This is a genomic window from Streptomyces sp. NPDC088915, from assembly GCF_044749825.1.
In the GTDB taxonomy this organism is placed as follows: domain Bacteria; phylum Actinomycetota; class Actinomycetes; order Streptomycetales; family Streptomycetaceae; genus Streptomyces.
On sequence record NZ_JBIVIR010000022.1, the window covers coordinates 26,678 to 49,970 of the forward strand.

Consider the following 23,293-nt stretch of genomic DNA (forward strand, 5'->3'; position numbering starts at 1 on the left):
GGGCGGTTCACCGGACGTCCGCTTCGGCGAGGCGTTCCCGCGCCTCGGTGAGGCGCTGGGGGTCGGCCGCGGTGCCGAGGGCGAGGCACCGGGAGAAGGCGTCCCGGGCCCCGGCGCGGTCCCCGGCGGCCAGCAGGCCGTTGCCGAGGTGGACCAGGGCACGGCTCTCCATGGCCGCGTTGCCACTGGCACGGCAGAGCTCCACGGCGACGCGCAGGTGCTCGGCGGCCTCGGACCAGTTCTCGAGGTGGGCGTGGGCCCCACCGATGAGCACCCGCAGGTTCGTGCGGGTGAAGTCGGCGATGTGCGGTTCGATGCGGTCGCCGGCCTGGTCGAGGAAGGAGAGCGTGTCCAGGATCTCCGCGACGGACTCCTCGTGCCGCCCCCCGTCCACCAGGATCTGATCGTGCTCGACCCTGCACTGGAGCGCGCCGTGGAGGTCGCCGGCGGCCTCGAAGAGGGTGGCCGCCTCACCGTTGTGCCGCGCCGCCGCCGCGTAGTCGCCGAGCAGCCTGAAGGCCCAGGCGGTGTACTTGTGGGCCCATCCCTGCTGGGGGAGGTCGCCGGCGCGCACGGCCGCGGCGAGGGCCCGGGCCGAGCGGTCGAGACTGTCGTGGTGGCGGCCTTCGCAGACGAGCAGGGCCCAGGCGTGGTAGTTGAGGTGGGTGGCCTCCAGGAGGGGGTCGCCGAGGGCCTGGGCGCAGCGGGCGGCGGTGGCGAAGACCTCGGGCCAGTGCCCCCAGAAGATCCACTGGTCGGAGAACCAGTGCAGCGCCTCGGCGACCTCCACCACGACGGCGTGGTCCCCCGCGGCGGCGGCCGCGCGCAGGGCGGCCAGCCAGTTGACGCCCTCGACCCGGAGCCACCGGCGGGCGTGCTCGGCGGTGGACAGGTCGACGGTGCCCTGCCAGGTGGCGGGCGGGGCACCGTGGTCGGGCTCGTACCAGCGGCCGGCCATGACGGTGGTTTCGAGGAGCCAGCGGTGCAGCGCCGTCCGGGCGGCCTCGGCCGCCCCGGCCGGCTCCTCGGTCCGCAGCCGGTCGCGGGCGTACAGGCGCAGCAGGTCGTGGAAGCGGTAGCGGTCCCGGTCCGCGCCCAGGAGACCGGTCTCGACGAGTTCTTCGAGGGTGTCCTCCGCGTCGAACGGCGACTGCCCGGTCAGCCGGGCGGCGCCGGCGACGCCGGCGTCGGGCCCGTCGACCAGGGACAGCAGCCGGAACATGCGCGCGGCCGTGGGCGTGAGCTGGCGGTAGGACAGGTCGAAGGCCGCCGACAGGCGGAGGTCGCCGGCGGCCAGGGCGTCCAGGCGGCGCTCTTCGAGCGCGAGGCGGTCGGCGAGGCGGCGCACCGTCCAGCCGGTGCGCGTGGCCAGCCAGTTGCCCGCCACCCGCAGGGCCAGCGGCAGGTGCCCGCAGTGGCCGGCCACCTCGGCCAGCGCGCCCGGTTCCGCCTCCGCGCGGTCCCGTCCCACCAGGGCGGTCAGGAAGACGGCGGCCTCGGCCGGGGAGAGCTCGCCGAGGGGCAGGCGGTGGACGCTCTCCAGGCCGGTGAGCATCCTCCGGCTGGTGACCACCACCATCCCCGCGCCCGCGCCCGGGAGCAGCGGACGCACCTGGGCCTCGTCGCGGGCGTTGTCGAGGACCAGCAGACACCGCTGCTCGGCCAGCACCCGCCGGCACAACTCCGGGTGCCCCTGCGGACCGGCCATGGCCAGGTCCCGGTCGGCCACCCCCAGCGCCTTCAGGACGCGGAGCAGGAGTTCGGCCGCGTCCGGCGCGTTGTCGTCCGTGCCCCGCAGGTCGAACATGAGCTGCCCGTCCGGGAAGCGCCCGGCCAGGTCGTGGGCGGCGCGCAGCGCCAGGGTGGTCTTGCCCGCGCCGGGCGGCCCGGACACCGCCACCACCACCGGTATCCCCGCGGTCTCCTGCTCGGTCAGCGCCCTCAGCCGCGCCAGCTCCGCCTCGCGGCCCACGAAGTCGTCGATGCCGCGGGGGAAGGCGTGCAGCCCCGCCGGGCGCGGGCGGGGACTGCGGCCGACCCGGGCGACGGCGAGCAACCGCTCCCGCTCCGCCCCGTCCAGCCGCAGTCCGTCCGCGAGCGCGGCCACCGTCCTGCGCTGGGGAGTCGCGACCCGTCCCCGCTCCAGGTCCCCGATCCCGCGGACGCTCACCCCCGACGCCTCCGCCAACGCCTCCAGGGTCAGCGACGCGTCCAGGCGCAACCGCCGCAACAGCGCCCCGAAGTCCAGACCTGCTCCGGTCACCCGCTCATTCCTCCACTGCCCCCCGATGCGAACAATGTGCCCATCCTGCCCGAGCGGGGGTTCCGGAGTGTGCCCCGGCCTCCGGCATTCCTGCCTGTGGTTCTGCCTGGAGGCGGAAAAGGCCCGCTGCTTGGCTGTGTGGTGCGGGCAGGCGCCGGGACCACCGAAGTGGTCCGTCGGCCGCGGCCCCCCATCCCCTTCCCCCTTCCCCCGACCGGAGGTCGATATGAGCCCGGTGTTGACGACCGCCTCGGTGCCCGACCGGGACAAGGTCGCGTACTGGAACGACGCGGTGAGCAGGACACTGGTGCCGGTGACGGTCACCCCCCGGGGCGACGGCCCGTTCGACGGCCGGATCACCACCGACCGCCTCGGGTACCTGCGGGTCTCCACCCTGGAGGCCGACGCGGGACGGACCAGCCGTACGCCGGCACCGATCGCCGGGGCGTCCGGGACGTCCGGTTCGTCCGGGGCGTCCGGGGCGCCGGTGGCGGTCGGCGTCCAGGTGTCCGGCACGGCCGTCTTCGTCCAGGACGGCCGCCGGGCCGAGATGGGTGCGGGCGACCTGGTGGTGTACGACACGGCCCGGCCGTACTCCTTCGACCATCCGCAGCGGTTCGCCCTGCACGTCTTCCAGTTCCCGCGCCACGCGCTCGGCGTGTCGGACCACGACCTCCGGCAGGCCACCGGCCGGGCCGTCGGCACCGGGGACGGCTTCGGCGCGACGCTGTTCCCGTTCCTGGCCGCCCTGGCCTCCTCCCCGGCCGACGAGCACCCGCCGGCCGTCGCGAACTGGCTGGCCGGCCACGTGGTCGACCTGTTCGCCACCCTGATCACCGAACGGGCCCGGCCGGAGGACACCGACGCGGACGCGCGGAACCGGCTGATGATGCGCGTCCTCGACCACATCAACAGGAACCTGGGCGACCCGGACCTGTCCCCGGAGCGCATCGCGCGGGAGCACCGGATCTCCGTCCGGTACCTGCACCGGCTGTTCGAGGGCGAGGGGACCACCGTCGGCCGGCTCGTCAAGCAGCGGCGCCTGGAGGAGTGCGGCCGTGAGCTGGCCCGCCGCGGCGGGACGGCCCCCACCGTGGCGGCCGTGGCCCAGAGGTGGGGCTTCGTCAGCCCCGCCCACTTCAGCCGGGCCTTTCGCGCCGCCTACGGCGTCTCTCCCCGGGAGTGGCGCGGCCTGCACGCCACCCGGGACGGCCTCGTGCGGTCTCCGGCGTCCGGCGGGTAGGACCCGCCGGAACACCCGAGACCCGCTACGGGCGGGCCAGGACGTCGCTCAGCCGGTGGGCGTGGACCGCCCGGCCGCACGGGGAGCCCGCGTCGGTGCAGCCCGCCGTGGTGTCCGCGCGGTGTTCGGTCGGCGACCAGAGGTACCGGGTGCCGCCGCCGGGCACGCTCTGACCGTGCTCGACGTACAGGTCCTTGCGGCCCACCGCGTTGGTGACGTCGCTCCCGAGGTCCACCGGACGGCCGCCGGTGACGGTGGCCCGGCGCAGGCTTCCGCCGTTGCCGAGGCAGCTGCGGTCGAAGCAGTACGTCCCGTCGTACCGGGCGGCGCCCTGGGTGAGGTCGCGGGGCAGGTGGTACGCCGAGGTCGCGGCGACCCTTCCGCCGGTCTCCCGGAGCAGACCCGTGGCGCCGTCGACGGAGAGCGCGCCGACGCGGCCCTTCTCCGGGTGCGCGGTGTCGGAGTCGCAGTACTCGCCCGTGATCAGCGCGGCTCCTGGACGCCCTGCGTCGGCAGGGCCGCCCTCAAGGCGGTCACCGCACCGCACAGGTCCGCCGTGCGCGACCCGGGGAACGGCCGTGCCGCGGGAGCGTCCTCTAAGGTCGACGGTCGGCGAACGACCGCGCCGCCCCCTGGTGTGACGGGGCTCACGTGCCTTCTTCGGAAACGGTGTCGACCGTCGAGGCCGTGCCGGGCGTATGCCCGGTGAAGCGAGAGACCCGGGAGTTGCCGTTGACCGTCGAAGAGTTCGAAGCGTTCTACGTCCAGTCGGTCGGGCGGCTCACCGGGCAGCTCTACGTCATGCTCGGCGATCTGCAGGAGGCTGAAGACGTTGTCCAGGAGGCGTTCATCAAGGGCTGGAACCGGCGGCGCCAGCTGGACGGCGACAGCGGACCGGAGGCGTGGATCCGCACGGTCGCCTGGCGCCTCGCCGTGAGCCGGTGGCGCTTCCGGAGGCGTACGGCCGACGCCTGGAGCCGGCGGTCGGCCCCGCCCCACGCGGCCGGGCCGGGGCCGGAGCACGTGGTCCTGGTCGACGCCCTGCGGACCCTGCCCGCCCAGCAGCGGCGCACCGTCGCCCTGCACTACCTGTGCGACCTCACCGTCGAGCAGATCGCGGGCGAGACCGGGCTGTCCGCCAGCACCGTCAAGACGCACCTCGGCCGGGGGCGCGCCGCCCTCGCCGACCGGCTCAAGGACACCGAACAGGAGGCCGGATCCCGGTGAACGACCCCACCGATCCCTCCCTGAGGGCCCTGTTCCGGGCCGCCGCCGACCACGGCAGCCGGGAGGCCACGACGCTCCCGGTCGCCCAGGTCGTCGAACGGGGCCGGCGGGCCCGGCGGCGCCGGGTGGCCCTCGCCACGGTCACGGCGGGCTTCGTCGCCGTCCTCGGCGTGGCCACGGCCGCCTCGCTCGCCCCCGGCCCCGCCGGACCCGCCCTGCCGGCGACGAGCCCCTCCGTGCCCGAGCCTGGGCCCAGCCCCTCCGTCCGCCCCGGGCCCCTGCCCCAGGAGACGGAGGAGGCCACTCCGCCGGCCGCCGGCAGCGCGACGACGGACGGACGGCGGACCCGCCCGCCGACGACCTCCGGCCGGACGACGACGCCATCGGTGCCCCCGCCGACGACCCCGCCGGCGACGGCGACGACCATGGCGACGACGACTCCGCCGCAGGGCTGACCCGCCCGCCCCTCCCCCTTTCCCGGACACGCCCGGCCTGCCACTCGACCGGCCGGCTCCGCGTCCGTGCTCCCGGGGCGGCCCCGCACCGACCGGGCCGCCCCGCCCTTCCCCGTACCCCCGCGCCCGCGCGTACCGCCCCACGGGCGTGCCCACGCACGCGTGCGTACCCGCGCACCCGCGTCCTCACGGAGAGACCTCACCCATGCCGCTCTCGGCACCCCCCTCCCCCCGGCGCGCCCCCGTCCGGGCGGATCCCGTCGTGCGCCCGGTCCGCGCGGAAGCCCCGTCCGGAGCCGTGCCCTCCCGGCTCCGCCCCGCCGACCGCGAGGTCCTGTGGCTGTACCTGCTGACGCGGGTGGCCGTGTGGACGACCGCGTACTGCACCCGCTGGCTGTTCCCGGCGTCCGGTGACGCCCGGGTGCCCGAGCCGGTCCTCGCGTCCTTCGAGCACTGGGACTGGGGGCACTTCCTGAACATAGCCAGGGACGGGTACTTCCCCGGGGAGCCGGGCGAGGGGGACAACCGGGAGGCGTTCTTCCCCGGCCTCCCCCTGGTCCTGCGGGCCGTGCACGTCCTCGTGCCCCACTGGACCGCCGCCGGGCTGCTCGTCTCGTTCGTCGCCGGGGCCGTCGCCGCCGTGGCCCTCGCCCGGATCGCCGCGCTCCACCTGCCCGGCTCCCGCGCGGGCGGCCGCGCCGTGCTCTTCCTCCTGGTGTCGCCCTGCGCGGTCTTCCTGGCCGCCGGGTACAGCGAGGCCCTCTTCCTGGCCCTCGCCCTGCCCGCCTGGCTCGCGGCCCGGCGGCAGCGGTGGCTCCTCGCCTCGGTGCTCGCCGCCGGCGCCACCACCGTCCGCATCAGCGGGCTCTTCCTCGCCGCCGCGCTCGTCGTCCTCTTCCTGACGACCCTGACGACGCGGCGGGACGAAGGGGCGGGCCGGAAGCGCGACGCCGCCTGGCTCGTCCTCCCCGGTCTGTCCGCGCTCCTCTACTTCGGCTACCTGTACGGGCGGACCGGCGACCCCATGGCGTGGAAGCACGCGCAGGAGCGCGGCTGGTACCGCCGCTTCCGCGTCCCCTGGGAGGCCTGGTCGCAGACCTGGCACGAGGCCTTCGACCACACCCAGGCCACCGGCTACGCCGCCCAGTTCCAGGCCGACCTCCTCGCCATGGTGCTCGGCCTGGTGCTGCTCGCCGTCCTCGTCGTGCGGCGCCGCTGGCCGGAGGCCGTGTACATCGCGCTGACGCTGTGGGCGCTCGGCACCTCGTACTGGTACATGTCCGTGGCCCGCAGCACCCTCCTGTGGTGGCCGCTGTGGGTCGGCCTGGCCGTCTGGAGCGTGCGCCGGCGGTGGGTCGCGCTCGCCTACCTGTGCCTGGTCGCGCCGCTGAGCACCGTCCTGGCGGTCACCTTCATGTCGGGACGCTGGGCGGGCTGACGGCCGGGGAGCGGCCGTGCCGCGCGTGGCCGCGCAGGGTGTCGAGGGAGACCTGCTCCAGGCTCTCCGCGAAGACCCGCCCCGGTCCCGCCTCCACCGGGAGCAGGGAGGGGACGACCAGGACGACGCAGCCCGCCGCGTCGGCCGAGGCGGCTCCGTCCGGCGAGTCCTCGACGGCCACGCAGGACCCGACCGGAACTCCCAGGCGGTGGGCGGCCGTTCGGTACGGGTCGGGGTGCGGCTTCGTACGGTCGGTGTCGTCGGCCGAGAGGGTGAAGGCGAACGGGACGTGGGCGAGCGCGCCGCCGGTCACCGAGTCGACCACCGACCGGGGGGACGCGCTCACCAGGGCGAACGGCACGCCCGCGCGCTCCAGTTCGGCGAGCAGCCGTCCCGCCCCCGGGCGCAGCGGCGCGCCCGCGTCGACGCGCCGCCGGAACGCGGTGGTGAGCGCGGAGGCGACCCCGGCCGTGCCCGACATGCCCGTGGCCCGTACGAGGTGGGCGGCGGTGTCCTCGACGGCGCGGCCGACGACCTCGGGGGCGTCGGCGGCCGTCAGGCGGTGGCCGAGCCGGGCGGCGACCTCCTCCGTGGCGTCCCACCAGAGGGTCTCGGTGTCGACGAGGGTGCCGTCCATGTCGAAGAGGACCGCGGCGAGTTCACCCACCGGTCGCCTCCCGGGCCACGACGAGGGCGGGGTGGGGGACGGCGCCGAGGGCGACGCGCACGCCCGGGGCGAGCGCTCCGGCGTCCCGCGACGGCAGGTCGGCCTTGACCGGCGTGCCGGCGCGGTCGAGGTGGACGCGGGTGACCGGGCCGAGGAAGGAGGTGGAGACCACCGTCGCGTCGCCGTCGGGGGCCTCGGTCACGGTGAGGTTCTCGGGGCGGACGAGCACGTCGACCCCGGGCCCCTTCGGCGCCTCGCCGTCGACGGGCAGCCGGACGCCCGCGACCTCGACGAGACCGGGGTCCACGAGGCGGCCCGGCAGCCGGTTCATGGTGCCGACGAACGCGGCGACGAACGCGGTCGCGGGGCGCCGGTACAACTCGGCGGGAGGCGCGCACTGTTCGAGGCGTCCGGCGTTGAGGACGGCGACGCGGTCCGCCATGGACAGCGCCTCCTCCTGGTCGTGGGTGACGAAGACCGTGGTGATGCCGAGGTCGAGCTGGAGCCGCCGGATCTCCTCCCGCAGGCTGAGGCGGACCTTGGCGTCGAGCGCGGAGAGCGGCTCGTCGAGGAGCAGGACGCGGGGGCGCAGGGCGAGGGCGCGGGCGAGGGCCACGCGCTGCTGCTGGCCGCCCGACATCTGGTGCGGGTAGCGGTCGCCGTGCTGCGGCAGGCCCACCAGGTCCAGGAGTTCGGCGGCGCGGGCGCGCCGCTCGGCCGCCCCGACCTTCCGTACGCGCAGGCCGAAGGCGACGTTGTCGCGGGCGGTGAGGTGGGGGAAGAGGCTGTACGACTGGAAGACCATGCCGGCGTCACGGCGGTTGGCCGGCACGTGGGTGACGTCGGCGCCGTCGACGAGGACCTCGCCCGCGTCGGGTCGCTCGAAGCCGGCGAGGACGCGGAGCGCGGTGGTCTTGCCGCAGCCCGACGGGCCGAGCAGGGCGAGGAGTTCGCCCGGCTCCACCGTCAGGTCGAGTCCGTCGAGGGCGGTGGTGGGGCCGAACGAACGGCGCAGGCCGCGGAATTCGACGCGGGCCCCGGTGACGGCCGCGGTCTCCGTCCGTTCCGCTGGTGCTGAGGACATGGTGGGTCAGGACTCCTTGCGGACGGTGCGGCGGGAGGTACGGGGGGCGGGGGCGCCGGTCGGCGTCGTCCCCGCCCGGGACAGGACGAGCAGCAGGGCCCAGGTGACGAGCAGGCTGAGCAGCGAGACGGCCACCGACATGCGGGCCTGGGCGCCGGAGATGGAGACGATCCACACCGCGAAAGGACGGAAGCCGAGGAGCGAGGCGACGGTGAACTCGCCGAGGACCAGGGCGAGGGTGAGGAAGGCGGCGCCCGCGAGCGAGGAGCGCAGGTTGGGCAGGATCACGCGGACCATCACGTACGTCCGGCTCGCGCCGCAGTTGCGGGCGGCCTCGACGAGGGTCGGGACGTCGACGGCGCGCAGTCCGGCGTCGAGGGAGCGGTACACGAACGGCAGGGCCATGACGGTGTACGCGAGGACCAGGACGACGGGGAAGTCCTCGTTCTGGACGGCGAGGAACGTCTGGTAGAGCGGGGTCCGCGCGAGGTGGTCGGGGCCCCAGCGCAGGACCGTGCTGATGCCGGTGACCAGGGCGATCGGCGGCACCACGAGCGGCAGCGTGCACAGCACCTCGATCACCGGGCGCAGCCGGGGCGCGCCGAGACGTACGGCCACCAGGGCGGGCACGGCGAGCAACAGGGACAGCGCGATCGTGGCGGCGGCGAGGCCGAGGGAGAGCGTCAGGCTGCTCAGGAAGCCCTCGGCGCCGAGGAGTTCGGTGTACGCGGCGAAGGAGACGCCCTGGCCGGGGGTGTGGACCGTGAACACGAACGAGGCGATCAGCGGGACCAGGAAGTACGCGCCGCCGAGGCCGAGGACGAGTCCGCGCCACACGCGGGGGCGCCGGCGGGGGCTCCGTACGGGAGCGGCGGTCCGGTCCGTCCGCACCCCGGTCTCCGCAGTGGTCTCCGGCGCGGTGTCCGGGGCGGTGGGGGTCATCGCAGCCATCGGGCGCTCCTGCGCTGGAGGGGGAGGTAGACGGCCATGACGAGCCCGGCGACGAGGATCATGTCGAGGCCGAGGGCGAGGGCGACGTTCTCCTGGCCGACCAGGACGTTCCCGGAGAGCGCGTCGGCGATCTTCAGGGTGACCAGGGGGACGGATCCGCCGACGAGCGCGGCGGCCGTCGCGTGGGCGGCGAAGGCGCTGCCGAAGAGCAGCACGAACCCGCCGAGCAGCGAGGGCGCGAGGACCGGGAGGGCCACGTGGCGCCAGTACTGCCAGGCGCCGGCGCCCGCGTTCCGCGCGGCCTCGCGCCACTGGGGCCGCAGGCCGTCGAGGGCGGGGACGGTCACCAGGACCATCAGCGGGACGAGGAAGTACAGGTAGACGACGGTGAGGCCGGTGAACGAGTACAGGTTCCAGCCGAGGGAGGTGAGGTCGGCGAGCTGCGTGACGACGCCGGAGATGCCGAGGGTCGCGATGAACGCGAACGCCAGGGGGACGCCGCCGAAGTTGGCGAGGACGCCGGAGGCGGTGAGGACCGCGCCGCGCAGGGCCCGGGAGCGGGAGGTGACGACGGCCTGGGCGATGAGGACGCCGAGGACGGTGCCGAGGAGCGCGGTGAGGGCGGAGAGCTGGACGCTGCCGATCAGGGAGCCCAGGTAGGGGCCCTGGAGGGAGCGGCCCAGGTGTTCGCCGGTCGCGGTCGTGGCGCCGGTGGCCGGGTCGGTGCGGGTCACGGCCCCGTACACCAGGGCGCCGAGCGGGAGCCCGAAGCAGAGGGAGGTGAAGGCGATCAGCGGGAGGGCGGCGAGCCAGGTGCGGGGGCCGCGCCGCCGGCGGCGGGTGCCGCCGGCGGTTCCCGTGGCGGGGGCGGCCTGCGGCGTGGCGGCGGCTCCCGTGGTGGGGGTGGAGGGGGCGGAGGACATCAGGAGACGGCCTTGTCCCACTTCTCGGCGAGGGTGGCCTTGGCCTTGTCGAGTTCGGCGGAGGCCGGGAAGGAGGGGGTGCCCCCGACCTTGGGGAGCTTGGCGACGAAGGTCTTGTCGGCGGTGCCGTCGGCGGTCATGGCCGGGAGCAGGACGGGGCGGGCGTACCCCTTGAGCCAGAGGTTCTGGCCCTCGGTGCTGTAGAGGAACTCCATCCACAGGCGGGCGGCCGCCGGGTGGGGGGCGTCCTTGTTGATGGCCTGGGAGTAGTACTGGGCGTAGACGCCGTCGGTGGGGACGGCGACCTTCCAGTCGACGCCCTTGGACCGGAACTGGTCGGCGTAGCCGGCGTTGAGGTAGTCCCAGTCGATGCTGATGGGCGTCTCGCCCTTCTCGACCGTGGCCGGGGTGGACTCGACGGGGATGAAGTTGCCGCTCTTCTTCAGCTCGCCGAAGAAGTCGATGCCGGGCTGGATGTCGGCGAAGGAGCCCTTGTTGGCGAGGGCGGCCGCGTAGACGCCGCCGAAGGCCGAGCCGGACTTGGTCGGGTTGCCGTTGAGGGCGACCTTGCCCTTGTACTCGGGCTTGAGGAGGTCGGCGAAGGTCGTCGGGCAGTTCGGGATCCGCTTCGCGTCGCAGCCGATGGAGACGTAGCCGCCGTAGTCGTTGTACCAGCGGCCGGCCTCGTCCTTCTGGCCGGCGGGGATCCTGTCCCAGGCCTCGACCTCGTACGGGGCGAAGAGGCCCTCCTCGGCGCCGCTGCGGGCGAAGGCGATGCCGAGGTCGAGGACGTCGGGGGCGCGCTTCTGGCCCTTGCGGGACTTGACGGCGGCGATCTCGTCGGCGCTGGAGGCGTCCGGGTTCTCACTCTCCACCTCGATGCCGTACTTCGTCTCGAACGCCTTGATCAGCTCGCCGTAGTTGGCCCAGTCCGGCGGCAGCGCGATGACGTGGAGCGCGCCCTCCTTCCTGGCCGCCGCGGTGAGGGCGTCCAAGCCGCCGAAGTCCTCGGCGGAGGCCGCGGTGGCGGCCTTCGCGCCGCCGCCCTTGCCGCCGGCCCCGCCCTCGGGGGCGGCGCCGCAGGCGGTGACGGTGGTGAGGACGACGGCGCCGAGCAGGACGGCGACACCGCGGGCGGGGGTTCTGTGCACGGGTTCTCCCAGGAGCGAGGGTGAAACTTGTCTGGACAAGACGCCCCTAGTTCGCCCGCACCTCCTGTCCGGCGGGTGAACGGCGCGTGACGGCTCCCCCACGCCTCCCGGAAGAGCCGGTGGCGGTGAACCCCAGGTGAACGCGGTGGAGTTGGAGCGCCCCGGCGAGCCGCCCCGCGTCCGCACCTCGGGTTAGGGTGGACGGAAGGACGGTGCACGCCGTGACCGGGTGTGCACAGTCATGCGCGCGAGAGGGGGAGGCCGTGACGGCGCTCTACGTGGAGATCGCGGAGGGACTCCGCCGCTCGATCCTCAGCGGCGAGTACCCCGTCGGCGCCCGGCTGCCGTCCGAGAGCGACCTCGCCGACCGCTGGTCCGCCTCGCGCGGCACCGTGCGCCAGGCCGTCGCCCTCCTCACCTCGGAGGGGCTCATCGGCTCCCGGCAGGGCGCCCGCCGCATCGTGCTCCGCCGCGAACGCCGGCACAGCTTCGCCGAGTTGCACAGCTTCGCCCAGTGGGCGCGGGCCATGGGCTACCGGGCCACGAGCCGCTTCCTGCACCGCGAGCGCCGCCCCGCCACCCCCGAGGAGGCGCGCCGCCTCGTCCTGCCGGAGGGGGCCGGGGTCCTCGACGTGCTGCGGCTGCGGTGCCTGGACGGCGAGCCGGTGATGGTGGAGCGCACCGCGTACGCGGCCTGGGTCGCCCCCGCGGTCGAGGCCCTGCCGGTGGACTGCGCCTCGATCATGGACAGCATGGCCGAGGAGGCCGGGATCGTCGCCCACTACGGCGAGCACCTCATCGACGCCGTGCCCGCCGGCAGCGACGACGCCCGGCTGCTCCGCGTCCGCCGGGGCAGTCCCCTGCTCCGGCAGCGCCACCTCACCAGCGATCCGGGCGGCCGCCCCATCGAGTGGACCGAGGACCGCTACCGGGCGGGGAGCGTCACCTTCAACGTGAGCAACTCGATCGGCACGGCCCCGCTGGTCCGGGACCCGGGCGCGCTCCTCATGTGACGGCCCCGCTCATGTGACGGCCCCTCTCATCCGTGGCGCGGTGCCCGCAGCAGGTGCCTGGGGTCCGCCACGCGGTCGATCGCCGCCTCGACGGCGGCGACGCGGTCGGCGAGCAGTCCGAGGGCCGCGACCGCGCGGGCGAGGGGGTCGTCCCCGGAGCCGCCGAGCGCCCGCGCGCGGACGTACGCGGCGGACACCTCGTCCCGGCGCGCGGCCTGCTCCGGGGTGAGGGTGCCCCGGAGTTCGGCGAGCCGGAGGAGGTCGGCCTCGGCCCCGGTGGTGAGGGTGCGGGCCTCGGCGGTGTAGTGGTCGTCGATCACGGCGGCCAGCTCGGCGTCGTTCATGGCGGGCGAGATCCGGGCCGCGATCCTGTTCATGGTGCGGTACGAGCCCTGGAGCCGGAACGGCGGCGCGGTGCGGGCGGCGTCGTCCCGGGCGGCGGAGGCGATGTACTCCTCGTTGACGGCGAGGACCGTCCCGCGGGCCGTGAGGAGCCGGCCGAGGACGGCGAGGATCCGCTCCAGTTCGGCCGGGGCGTACGGGTGGGCGAGCCGGTCGCGGCGCGCGGTCGGGTCGCCGGCCGCGAGGCGGACGAGCAGCTCCAGGTCGGCCCGGTCGCGTCCGGCGAGCGGGGCGAGGACCGGGTGGGAGGTGAGGGCGTTCTCGACGAAGCTGAGCGCGAAGGCGTCCTCCTTGCCGGTCAGGACGTCGCCGAGGTTCCACACGTCGGCCCGGTTGGCGAGCATGTCGGGCACCCGGAAGGCCCGTCCGGACTCGGTGTACGGGTTGCCGGCCATGCAGACGGCGAAGCGCTTGCCCCGCAGGTCGTGCCCGTTCAGGGTGCGGGTGGCGTCGCAGAGCGGGATGAACTTCTGCAGGAACTCCGGCGAGACGTGCTGGATGTCGTCCACGTACAGCAGGACGTTGTTGCCGGCCTCCAGCGCGAAGGCGATCTTCTCCAGCTCGCGGCGGGCGGTGGCGTCGGGCGCCTCGGCGGGGTCGAGGGAGACCGTCCGCCGTCCGAGGGCCGGTCCGTCGACCTTGACGAGGAGCAGGCCGAGGCGGTCGGCGACGTACTCGACGAGGGTGGTCTTGCCGTAGCCGGGCGGGGAGAGGAGCAGCAGCAGGCCGTGGGAGTCGGTGCGCCTGGCGTCCCCGGTGGCGCCGAGCTGCTTGGCGAGGCTGTCGCCGACGAGCGGCAGGTAGACCTCGTCGACGAGCCGGTTGCGGACGAAGGAGGACATGACCCGGGGGCGGTACTCGTCGATGCGGAGCCGGGCGCGCCCGGCCGCGACGAGCTCCGCCCTGCGCCGCTGGTAGGCACGGAAGGCGGGCACGTCGACGGCAGCGAACTCGCTCGTCCTGGAAATGAATTCGTCGAGCCTCACCTCCAGCGCGCGGTGGCGTACGCGGGGATGGGCGCCCAGGAGGCCGGTGACCGTCGCGGTGGTCGGGGCGTCGACCTCGTACCGTTCGAGGCCGGGGCAGAGTTCGACGGCGACGGCCTCGGCGAGGACTCCCCCGTCGGGCCCTCCGCCGTCGAGTCCTTCCCCGTCGAGCCCTTCGCCGTCGAGCGGCTCGCCTGAGGCGGAGACGGAGACGGAGGCTGAGGCGTAGGCGGTGAGCCAGGCCTCGACGAGGCGGCGTCGCGCGCCGAGGTCCGTGAGTCCGGCGAGGGCGTCGTCGTACGCGGAACTCCCGACCGTACGGCGGAACGCGGCGAGCAGGGTGCGGGCCTCCGCCGAGACGGCGAAGCCGGGCGGGGCGGCGGCGAGCTCCTCGATCAGGTACTCGGCGGCGGTCGCGTCGCCGATCTCCCCGGCCAGTTCGTCGCGCAGCCCCCGGACGGCCGACGCGGCGCCGAAGAGGTCGCGGGCGCGGGTCAGCGAGACCGCGGCGCGGGTCCACCGGTCGCGGGCGTCGTCGGCGGCGGTGTGGGCCCAGAAGAGCTGGGCGGCGGCCCGCGCCGCCGCCGGGTACCGCAGCGGTCCGGCCCCCTCGTGGAGGCCGAGGAGCGTCTCCAGGATCGCCGCCGCGTCGTGGTCGTGGACCCCGCGCTCGTACCCCTCGTCGTAGGAGGCTTCGGCGGCGGACCGGGTCAGGGCGGGGAGGTCGGCGTCCGACAGTCCGTCCGCGCCGTGCTCGGCGAGCAGCCGGGCGGCCAGGTGCTCGGCCCGGTAGACCGCGGGCGACTCGGAGGGCAGGGTCCGGTCCCAGAACGGACGGGTCGCGGCGAAGTCCGGGTCGGTGACGGGCGCGCGGTAGTCGGTCCCGGTGAGGGCGAGGGCGAGGGTGTCCCCGTACGGGACGAGGGTGAGTTCGGGGGCCTGCCGGTTGACGGCGAACCGGTGCCGGCCGAGGCGGACGGTGTCGCCGCCGTCGGAGAACAGCTCGGTGCGGTCGCGCAGCGCGCGCCCGGCCTCCTGGCGGGCGGCGCCGAGCCGGCCCTCCAGTTCCTCGGCCCGTACCCGGTCGTCGAGTGCGCGCAGGTCGGCGGCGGTGCGCCGGACCTTGGCGACCATCGGGTCGGAGGCGAAGTAGGTGTGCACCTCATCGAGGTCGGTCAGGGTCGCGGCCCGGCGGGCGATCGCCTCCAGGACGCGGTCCGCCGATCCGGCGAGCCGCTCGGCGCGGCGGGCGCGGGCGTCCTGGAGGGACTGCTTGCGGGCGGTGAAGGCGTCGTGGATCTCGGTGCGCCGCTCGGCGAGGTCGGCGAGGAAGCCGTCGTGCTCGGCGAAGCGGGACTCCAGGTTCTCCAACTGGATGAACAGGAGGCCGAGTTGGTCGTCGCAGTGGCCGGGCGTGTCGGCGGCGGCGAGCGCGCCGGTGACGGCCTGGCCGAGCAGGGCGAGCTCGGCGGTGAACTCCGCCCGGCCCTCGCGGTCGAGGAGTTCGGCACGCCGGGCGGCGAGGACGGCGCGGGCGCGGTTGAGGGCGCCCAGGACGTCCGCGACGCGGCCCAGGATCGCGGTGCGGACGGTGGCGTCGCCGATGTCGAGCCCGGTGACGACCTCGCTCAGGGTGCGCAGCCCGGTGGCGCGCTCGTCGATCAGCTCGCCGACCGGGACCGTCTCCGCGACGGTGGCGACCTTCCCGGCCTCGGCGGCGAGCCGCTCCGCCTCGGCGTGCTGCCCGGCGAAGGCGTCCTCGCCCCGGAGGAAGGCGACGGCCCGTCGGCCGGCCGAGGCGATGTCGGTCTCGACGTCCGCCGCGAGGGCGTCGATGGCGTCCGCGTCGGCGTACCGCATCTCCTTCAGGGTGATCAAGTGGCCCTGGCTCCGGCGGAGTTCGGTGATCCGGGAGATCCACTCCTCCGCCGTGGCGGGCGTCTCGCCGCGAATGCGCCGGACGAGCCGGGCGATCCGTTCGGCCGCCCCGGCGAGGGCGTCGGCGGCCTGCCGGGTGAGCGTGGTGACGGTGGCGAACTCGTCGAGGACCTGAATCGCGGTGGCCCGGAGTGCGGCGAGCGGGGTGCGCAGGTCCCCGGTCTCCGGGTCCCCCAGCCAGTGGTGGACGTCGCCGGCCCGCTCGCAGGCGGCGACGAGCGCCTCGTACACCTCGCCTGCGGGGGTGGGTTCGGTGGCCTGCCGGGCGATCGACAGGCAGTCGGAGATGCCCCGGACGAGGTCCGCGTTGCCGATGCGGGCCAGCGGGTCGTCGCTCACGGGGGCCGCGTGCGTGTCGGAGACGTACGGCGTCGTCCAGAGCTGCACCGGGTGGACCCGGCCGGGTTCGCCGGACTCTCCGCGCAGGACGACCATCGTCCCGTCGTCGAGCAGCGCGTACCCCCGGCAGGCGAGCGGGGTGGTGATCTCCTTGCGGATCAGGTTGTACGACAGGAGGAGGCCGCGGCCCTCCGCCTCGGCGTGGAAGGCGAAGAGGAGGTCCTCGCCGTTGGGCGAGCGGACCGTCCGGTCGAGGGCGAGCCCCGAGGTGTCGGTGTCGAAGGTCTTCACGGCGCCGGAGGAGAGGCAGTAGCCGCCGGGGAAGACGACGCCCTCGTCGCCGGGCAGCCGCAGACAGGCCTGCCCGATGCCGTCGAGCCGGACGACGGTCCCGGTCAGCGCGTTGAAGACGAGGTGCCGGACGACCTCCTCCTTGTACGGGCGGACGCGGATCAGGGTCAGGGCGCCGACGACGGCGTGGGCGACCTCGGCGTCGGCGAGGGACTGCAGCGGCTCGTCGACCGGCTCCGTGTGGATGCCGTCGGCGGTCTCGGGGTCGTTCTCCGTCTTCACGGTGAGCGCCCCGCCGGTCGTGGAGACGTACAGGCGGCCGCCGAGCGAGATGTGGGGGTGCCGGCCGGAGACGTGGTCGTCCCGGGTGCTCTCCACCCAGTCGAGGTCGTGCGCGGGCGGGAAGGTGTGGTCGCGCTCGCCCCGGGCGTCGAGGAACCGCGCCCCGCCGGACGGCCCGAGGGCCCAGCGCAGCACCCGCAGGTCGTCGGCCTTCTCCCCGGTCCGGAAGACGGCGAGGAGCCGGTCCTCGACGCGCCGCAGCCGGAGCAGCCGCGCGCCCCGGAAGTAGCGGTGCAGCGCGGCGAACTCGCGGACGAAGCCGGGGTCGTCCAGGAGGCCGGGGACCGCGTCCCCGGGCAGCGGGTTCAGGTCCCGGTCGCGCAGGGTGAGGACGTCGGCGACCGCCGGCCCCTCACCACCCCTGGTAACCGCCGGTCCCACATTGCCCCTGGTGACCGCCGGCCCCTCGCCACCCCTGGCGACCGCCGGCCCCTCACCGCCCGCGGCGACCGCGCTACCGCCGAACAGCAGGACGTCGTCCGCGACGGCGACGACGTCCAGAAGTACTCCGGCGCGGTCGGTGCGGACGCGGTCGGTGCCGGTGAGGGCGAGCCCGCCGGAGCCGAAGGCGGCGGTGCGGGCGGCGTTGAGCGCCTCGGCGCGCCGGGCCAGTTCGCCGGCCTGCGCGGTGAGGCGGTCGCGCAGCACCGTGTACGTGTCCCGGTCGATTCCGCCGCTCATCCCTGTGCTCCCTTGTACTGTGATGACTGCGGGTCCGGTGCCGGCCACTCCCCCGTTCGCCGGCACCGGACCCGTTCCGACCGCACCCCCGTGGCGGTCAGTCCTCGGCCGCGCCGTTCAGCGCGGCGTTCCCGACCGGCGCGGACGGGGCCGGCAGGTACCCGTCGAGCGCGCCGGACTTCATGAGCTTGGCGAGCAGCGCCGAGACGCTGAGGTCGCGCACGTCCGAGCCGGAGAGCGAGCCGAGCACGTTCGTCAGGTCCTCGGTGAAGGGCTGCGAGCCGTTCAGCCAGGGCCCGGCGAGGGCCTGCGCGGTCTCCGAGTGGCCGACGAAGCCGTCGACGGCCCTGCCGAGCGAGACGGACTGCACGAGCCGGTCGAGGAAGACGGACTCGCCCCCGACGATGTTGATGTCGGCGTTCTCCAGGCCGGTGGCGAGCACGGTGGCCTGCGCCTCGGCGACCCGGCGCTGCGCGTCGAGGCCGGCGAGCCGGACCTCCTTCTCGGCCTCCAGGCGCAGGCGGTACTCCTCGTGCGTGCGGGACGCCTCGTCGAGCGCGGCCATCGCCGCCGCCTTCTCCGTCAGGCCCGCGGCCTCGGCCTTCAGCTTCTCGCCGATCGCGGTGGCCTCGGCGAGGGCCCTCTCCCGGGCGCCGTCGGCCTCCGCGAGCGCCTTCTCACGGGCGCCCGCGGCCTCGGCGCGCAGCCGGGCCTCGGTGGCCCCGGCCTCCGCGCGGCCCGCCTTCTCGATGACGTCGGCCTCCTTGTCGCGGACCCGGACCGCCGCGAGCCCCTCGGCGGCGGCCTCGGCCTGGATGCCCTCGGCGAGGCGGATCTTGGCGCGGGCGTCCATGTCGGCGGCCTTGTTGCGGGCCTCGGCGAGGGTGAGCTCCTCGGCGGCCCGGTGCACGGCGGCCTGCTCGGCGGCCTCGGCGGCCTTGATGTCCTTGACCAGCCGCTCCTGGGCCTCGGCCTCGGCGGCGATCACGACGGCCTGACGGGTGCGCTCGGCCTCCTCGACCGTCCGCAGCCGCTTGATCGACTCCTCCTGCTCGGCGACCGTGCGGTCCACGGCGACCCGCTCGCGGATCACCTCGGCGATCTCGCGGCGCTCCGCCTCGACCTCCTTCTCGGCGGAGATGCGGGTCAGTTCGGTCTCCCGGTCCCGGGCGATGACCTCCAGGAGGCGGTCCTTCTCGATCCGCTCGTTCTCGACGGCGATGACCCGCTCGCGGTTCTTCTGCGCGACCGCGACCTCGCGGGCCTGGTTCTCGCGCTGGACGCCGAGCTGCTCCTCGGTCCTCAGGAAGGCGCTCTGCGCCCGCAGCCGCTCCTCCTCCACCACCCGGGCGGTCTCGGCCTCCTCGCGGGCCCGTACGGTGTCGATCTCGCGCTTCTGCTTGATCTCGGCGTCGGCCCGGCGGCGCTCCAGCTCCAGGATGGCCTCGCGGGCGTCGACGTTCTGCCGGGTGATCTCCTTCTGCTCGTGCTGCCGGAACTCGTTGGTGCGCACGTTCTCGGCGGCGGTCAGCTCGGTGATCTTGCGGATGCCCTGGGCGTCGAGGATGTTGCCGGGGTCGAGCTGGGTGAGCGGGGTCTGCTCCAGGTAGTCGATGGCCGCGTCCTCCAGGCTGTAGCCGTTGAGGTCGATGCCGATGATCTCGATGATCCGGAAGCGCAGTTCCTCGCGCTTGGTGTAGAGGTCGGTGAAGTCGAGCTGCTTGCCGACGGTCTTGAGGGCCTCGGAGAACTTGGCGTTGAACAGCTCCTGCAGGGTCTCCTTGTCGCTGGCGCGGGCGGTGCCGATGGCCTGGGCGACCTTGATGACGTCCTCGACGGTCTTGTTGACCCGGACGAAGAAGGAGATCCGGATGTCGGCGCGGATGTTGTCCCGGCAGATCAGGCCGTCGCGGCCGGTGCGGGAGATCTCGATCGTCTTGACCGAGATGTCCATGACCTCGGCCTTGTGCAGCACGGGCAGGACGACCTGTCCGGTGAAGGTGACGTCGACCTTCCGCATCTTCGAGACGATCAGCGCCTTGCCCTGCTCCACCTTGCGGAACAGCCGGCCGACCACGAGGACGAGGACGAGGACGAAGAGCAGGACGACGGCGACGAGCACGCCGATGCCCAGGGTGATGGCATCCATGGGAAACCCCGTGTGTAGGAGGGAGATTCGGTGCGCGGCGGGCCGCCGGGACTCCCGTCCGGCGGTGCGCGGCGACGCGGGCGCGGTGCCGTCCGGTGCCGACAGCGCGTAGGTACGGCCGCGGTGGAGCCGTCCCGTGCGGGGACCCCGCGCCCGGTCCGGGCGCTGCCGCCGGCCGGCCGTGGAGGGGCCGCGCCCGGCGGACCGGAGTCCTGCGGGACGGCTACGGTTCGTCGGGGAAGAGCTTCGACGCGGGCCGCGCGGGGCCGCGCCGTGCCGGGGACCCCAGGAAACGGACGCCGACGGGGAGTCCACTCATCATGCTTCCCTCCCCCTTCGACGCGTGACCTTCGACGCGCGGCCTTCGCTGCCCGCCCGCGGCATCCCGTCGGCGGACGTGCCCTCCGTGGAACCATCGTGACAGGGCCACGCACTTGTTCGCATTGCCGGTTTCCGGCAATCTTGACGCGTCCTTGATGCCGGTCACCGCCCCCGGGGCGGCGTCCGGCCCGCGATCGGGCCCGTGCGTCGAGGGGGCGAGTGAGACACAAAGGTGGGGGGACGACGGTGGAGCGAGTGGTGTCCGGGGAGTACCTGGAGGGGTACGCGGAGGTCCTGGTGGAGGCCTCGGCGACGGGCCGGCGGCTGACCCGCGACGAGCTGGAGGCGCTGCGGGCCCGGGGCGAGCGGGCCGCCGAGGCCGGGCTGGGGCTGCGCGCCCTGATACGGGAGCACCTCTCGGCCGCCGGGGAGCTGCGGGCGGAGCTGCCCCGCGCCGCGGGCGACCACCTCCTCGCCACCGTCGAGCAGGCCGTCGACGCCTTCGCGGAGGGGCACGAGCGGGCGGGAATCCTGGCGGTGCGTCAGGAGGAGGCGATCCGGCGCGAGTTCATCGACGACCTGCTGTACGGGCGGAGCGACCTCGGGCGGCTCGCCGAGCGCGCCGAGCGCTTCGGCCTGCTGCTCGCCCACGCGCACGCGGTGGCCGTCGCGCAGGGCAGGGAGCCGTACGAGGACGGCGCCTCCGTCACCCGGACCGTCGAGGCGGCCCTCGTGGCCCGGTTCGGGCAGCGGCGCATCCTGATCACCACGAAGGAGGGACGCCTCGTCTGCGTCGCCCCGGCCGACCAGCCGGAGGTGCTGTCCTTCTTCGCGAAGCAGGCGTACGCGGCGACCGACGGCGGACAGGTCGCCGTCGGGCGCGCCCACTCCGGCCCGGGCGGTGTCGTCCACTCGTACGAGGAGGCCCTGAACGCCCTCGACCTGGCCGCTCGGCTCGGCCTGAACGACCCGGTCCTGCGCGCCGCCGACCTCCTCGTCTACCCGGTCCTCACCCGCGACCGCCAGGCCATGGCCGATCTGGTGGTCAGCGTCCTGGGGCCGCTCCGGGAGACGCGGGGCGGCGCCCGGCCGCTGATCGACACGCTCGCCGCGTACTTCGACACCGGCTGCGTCGCCGCCGAGACGGCCCGGCGGCTCTCCCTGAGCGTCCGGGCGGTGACGTACCGGCTCGACCGCGTCCACCGCCTCACGGGCACCGACCCCGGCGACCCCGGCCAGCGCTACACCCTCCAGACCGCCGTCATCGGCGCCCGCTTCCTGGGCTGGCCGGACCGGGAGGTGTGACGGCGGCGGTTACCGGCCTCCCGGTTCGGAGTCCGCGCCTTCAGAGTCCTCGCCCGGAGGCGGACGTACGGGGCCGTTCGAGGAGTTCGGCGAGGCCGGCGCGGGTCGCGGCGATCACGACGCGGTCCTCGGGGCGCAGGACGTAGCCGGCGTGGAGGTCCCACAGGAGGCCCGGCGGGGCGTCGCGGTCGTGGGCGGCGGTGAGGTCGGGGCGGCGGGCCTGCGGGGCGGTGGTGTCGAGGGCGAGGACGCGCCAGGCGCCGGGCCGGAAGGCCTCCCGGACCGTCCGCCCCTCCAGCTGCGGCTGTCCGGCGACGTCGAGCGCGGCGAAGAGCAGCACCCGGCGTTCGACGGGGATGGCGCCGAGGATCTGCCGGCCCATCATGGCGGTGGCGAAGGCGGGCGCGGCGAGGGTGGACACGCTGCGGCTCCGGGTGAGCGCGTCGGGATGGGCGGCGCGCAGGGTGCGGTAGACGGCGGTGGCGAAGTCGTCGTCGTACAGGCGCAGGGCGACGAGGAGTTCCGGCGCGAGCGTGCGGGCGTAGAGGGCGGCCTCCAGGTTGATGGTGTCGGCGCTGGTGAGGGCGAGGAGCGCGTGCGCGCGGTGGACCTTGGCCGCTTCCAGGACGCCCTCCTGGGTGACGTCGCCGAGGACGACGGGGACGCGCAGGCTCCGGGCGAGCGCGACGCCCCGGGCGTCGGGGTCGTCCTCCACGCACACCACGGGGATGTCGAGCTCGCGGAGCCGGGCCAGGACGCGGGTGCCGATCTTGCCGAGGCCGAGCAGGACGACGTGTCCGGCGAGGCCGCGCGGCGGCCGGCGCAGCGCGGCGGCGCTGCGGTAGGCGCCGAGGGCCTCCAGGGCGCCGGCGACGAGCAGGGGCAGCAGGGCGAGGCCGACGAAGCCGGTGAGGAGCTGGAGGATCTGGCGGGGGGCGGATTCCTCGACGGCGGGCTCGGCGATCGCGAACAGGTCGAGCAGGGTGATGTACACGGCGTGCGGCGGGGAGTCGTCGGTGACGATCGAGGAGACGACGGCCAGGACGGTCACGGCCGCGACGACGCCCGCGAGGGCCCAGCGCAGCCGGCGCGAGAGGAGCTCCTTGAACGAGGCCCCCCGGCTCGTGCGCCTGCGGGGCGTGACCGGCGCGTGGGTGACGGCCTCCAGGACGATGGTGCCGCGGCCGGCGGCGGCCCGTACGGCGTCGTCGTCGGGGAGCAGGTGCGGGGCCTGCGGGCCGCTGCGGTCGGAGCCCTCGGCGCCGGCGGGGTCGCTGGTCGTGGAGGACAGCAGGGCGAGGGTCGCGAGGCCGGGTGCGGCCACGTCCCCGGGGCGGCCGGGCAGCCGCTCGGCGGCGCGCAGCAGCAGTCCGTCGGCCTGGACGACCTTGCGGGTCCCGGCGACGGCGGTGGCGGCGAGCGCCGGGGCGGTGGTGTCGGCGTCCGAGAGGACGATCGTCGAGGTGTCGTGCCGGCCGCGGACGTTCTCGGGGACCGTGAGGTCGGTGGCCTGGTCGAGCAGTTCCGCCATGCGGCGGCCGAGGTTCCGGTTGTACATCCGCAGGACGAGCCGGATCCTCGGGTTGAGGCGGCGGGCGAGGAACGCGGCCCGCATGTTGGCCTCGTCGTCCTCGTAGAGGAGGGCGAGGGCCTCGGCCCGCGCCACGCCGACCTCCGAGAGCGTCTGCTCGTCGGGGACGGCGGCGGCCACCTCGCGCACGCCCGCGCCCTGCGCGGCGTCCCCGGGCAGTCCGCCGGGCCGCCCGACCGCCGCGCTCATCCGCCCGAGCAGCGCCGAGGCCCGGGAGAGGCCCACCGGCTGACCGGCCACTCCTTCGAAACCGGCCGGCGGCGGCACGACCAGGGTGACGGACCGCCGGTACACATCGGCGAGTTCGACGGCGATCCGGTGCGCGAGCGCGTCGTCGCCGCAGACGACCATGTGGCCGTCGCTCCGCAACCGCCCGCCGGCCTGGGGCACTACGGTCATGGTCTCCCCCCTCGGCTGCCAAGCCCCTTGCTCCACAACGCTCCTGAGGCCCCCTCACGGACTCTCGCGTCGCTCCGGCACGGGCCGGTCCATGGTGTCACGCAGCGGTACGGAGGTTCACTGCCGGATCCCGG

16 protein-coding genes are annotated in these 23,293 nt (G+C 75.1%); 6 read left to right on the forward strand and 10 right to left on the reverse strand.

Annotated elements, in window-relative coordinates; genetic code table 11:
* Positions 1-7: 7 nt before the first annotated feature.
* Positions 8-2,263 (reverse strand): ATP-binding protein, encoded by a 2,256-nt coding sequence (locus ACIP5O_RS32085; RefSeq protein WP_401299839.1) that lies wholly within the window; start codon positions 2,261-2,263, stop codon positions 8-10.
* 226 nt (positions 2,264-2,489) lie between these two features.
* On the opposite strand from ACIP5O_RS32085, the gene ACIP5O_RS32090 reads away from it, so the two are divergent.
* On the forward strand, positions 2,490-3,506 hold the full coding sequence (locus tag ACIP5O_RS32090; RefSeq protein WP_401299841.1) for a helix-turn-helix domain-containing protein: 1,017 nt from the start codon (positions 2,490-2,492) through the stop codon (positions 3,504-3,506).
* 25 nt (positions 3,507-3,531) lie between these two features.
* Here the strand turns inward: ACIP5O_RS32090 and ACIP5O_RS32095 are convergent, their stop codons facing one another.
* Positions 3,532-4,053 carry a hypothetical protein gene (locus tag ACIP5O_RS32095; RefSeq protein ID WP_401299844.1) on the reverse strand — a complete coding sequence of 174 codons (522 nt, stop codon included), beginning with the start codon at positions 4,051-4,053 and terminating at the stop codon, positions 3,532-3,534.
* 185 nt (positions 4,054-4,238) lie between these two features.
* Between ACIP5O_RS32095 and ACIP5O_RS32100 the strand changes: the two genes are divergently transcribed.
* The 3 genes from ACIP5O_RS32100 (at position 4,239) to ACIP5O_RS32110 (ending at position 6,626) form a co-directional block, all read left to right on the forward strand.
* On the forward strand, positions 4,239-4,733 hold the full coding sequence (locus tag ACIP5O_RS32100; RefSeq protein ID WP_401299846.1) for a SigE family RNA polymerase sigma factor: 495 nt from the start codon (positions 4,239-4,241) through the stop codon (positions 4,731-4,733).
* A complete protein-coding gene (locus tag ACIP5O_RS32105; protein WP_401299849.1) occupies positions 4,730-5,188 on the forward strand; it encodes a hypothetical protein in 459 nt (152 codons plus the stop codon). Before ACIP5O_RS32100 ends, ACIP5O_RS32105 begins: the two co-directional genes overlap by 4 nt.
* A 205-nt stretch (positions 5,189-5,393) precedes the next feature.
* A complete protein-coding gene (locus tag ACIP5O_RS32110) occupies positions 5,394-6,626 on the forward strand; it encodes a mannosyltransferase family protein (protein WP_401299852.1) in 1,233 nt (410 codons plus the stop codon).
* Here the strand turns inward: ACIP5O_RS32110 and ACIP5O_RS32115 are convergent.
* Genes ACIP5O_RS32115 through ACIP5O_RS32135 form a run of 5 tightly spaced genes read right to left on the reverse strand, consistent with a single transcriptional unit; the run spans position 6,601 to position 11,369 of the window.
* The gene (locus ACIP5O_RS32115) at positions 6,601-7,293 is read right to left on the reverse strand and encodes an HAD family hydrolase (protein ID WP_401299855.1); all 693 of its coding nucleotides are present in this window, start codon (positions 7,291-7,293) and stop codon (positions 6,601-6,603) included. The two genes, ACIP5O_RS32110 and ACIP5O_RS32115, sit on opposite strands and share 26 nt — an antisense overlap.
* Positions 7,286-8,377, reverse strand: coding sequence for an ABC transporter ATP-binding protein (locus ACIP5O_RS32120; protein WP_401299858.1), 1,092 nt, complete (start codon positions 8,375-8,377; stop codon positions 7,286-7,288). The genes ACIP5O_RS32115 and ACIP5O_RS32120 overlap by 8 nt, the downstream gene beginning before the upstream one ends.
* Positions 8,378-8,383: 6 nt before the next feature.
* A complete protein-coding gene (locus ACIP5O_RS32125) occupies positions 8,384-9,328 on the reverse strand; it encodes an ABC transporter permease (RefSeq protein ID WP_401299861.1) in 945 nt (314 codons plus the stop codon).
* Complete coding sequence (locus ACIP5O_RS32130) at positions 9,316-10,251, reverse strand: ABC transporter permease (protein ID WP_401299864.1); 936 nt, start codon at positions 10,249-10,251, stop codon at positions 9,316-9,318. Before ACIP5O_RS32130 ends, ACIP5O_RS32125 begins: the two co-directional genes overlap by 13 nt.
* Positions 10,251-11,369, reverse strand: coding sequence for an ABC transporter substrate-binding protein (locus ACIP5O_RS32135; RefSeq protein ID WP_401300042.1), 1,119 nt, complete (start codon positions 11,367-11,369; stop codon positions 10,251-10,253). Before ACIP5O_RS32135 ends, ACIP5O_RS32130 begins: the two co-directional genes overlap by 1 nt.
* A 296-nt stretch (positions 11,370-11,665) precedes the next feature.
* Here ACIP5O_RS32135 and ACIP5O_RS32140 point away from each other — a divergent pair, with 296 nt between their 5' ends.
* Positions 11,666-12,415 (forward strand): GntR family transcriptional regulator, encoded by a 750-nt coding sequence (locus tag ACIP5O_RS32140; RefSeq protein WP_401299867.1) that lies wholly within the window; start codon positions 11,666-11,668, stop codon positions 12,413-12,415.
* A gap of 26 nt (positions 12,416-12,441) precedes the next feature.
* Here the strand turns inward: ACIP5O_RS32140 and ACIP5O_RS32145 are convergent, their stop codons facing one another.
* Together ACIP5O_RS32145 and ACIP5O_RS32150 are read right to left on the reverse strand one after the other, a co-directional pair.
* Positions 12,442-17,394 carry a DNA repair ATPase gene (locus ACIP5O_RS32145; protein WP_401299870.1) on the reverse strand — a complete coding sequence of 1,651 codons (4,953 nt, stop codon included), beginning with the start codon at positions 17,392-17,394 and terminating at the stop codon, positions 12,442-12,444.
* A 97-nt stretch (positions 17,395-17,491) separates the two neighbouring features.
* Positions 17,492-19,543, reverse strand: a complete 2,052-nt coding sequence (locus ACIP5O_RS32150; protein ID WP_401299873.1) for a flotillin family protein — start codon at positions 19,541-19,543, stop codon at positions 17,492-17,494.
* Positions 19,544-20,119: 576 nt separating this feature from the next.
* Between ACIP5O_RS32150 and ACIP5O_RS32155 the strand changes: the two genes are divergently transcribed.
* Complete coding sequence (locus ACIP5O_RS32155) at positions 20,120-21,169, forward strand: PucR family transcriptional regulator (RefSeq protein WP_401300045.1); 1,050 nt, start codon at positions 20,120-20,122, stop codon at positions 21,167-21,169.
* Positions 21,170-21,209: 40 nt separating this feature from the next.
* Here ACIP5O_RS32155 and ACIP5O_RS32160 read toward each other — a convergent pair whose 3' ends face one another.
* The gene (locus ACIP5O_RS32160; RefSeq protein ID WP_401299876.1) at positions 21,210-23,159 is read right to left on the reverse strand and encodes an NAD-binding protein; all 1,950 of its coding nucleotides are present in this window, start codon (positions 23,157-23,159) and stop codon (positions 21,210-21,212) included.
* Positions 23,160-23,293 lie beyond the last annotated feature (134 nt).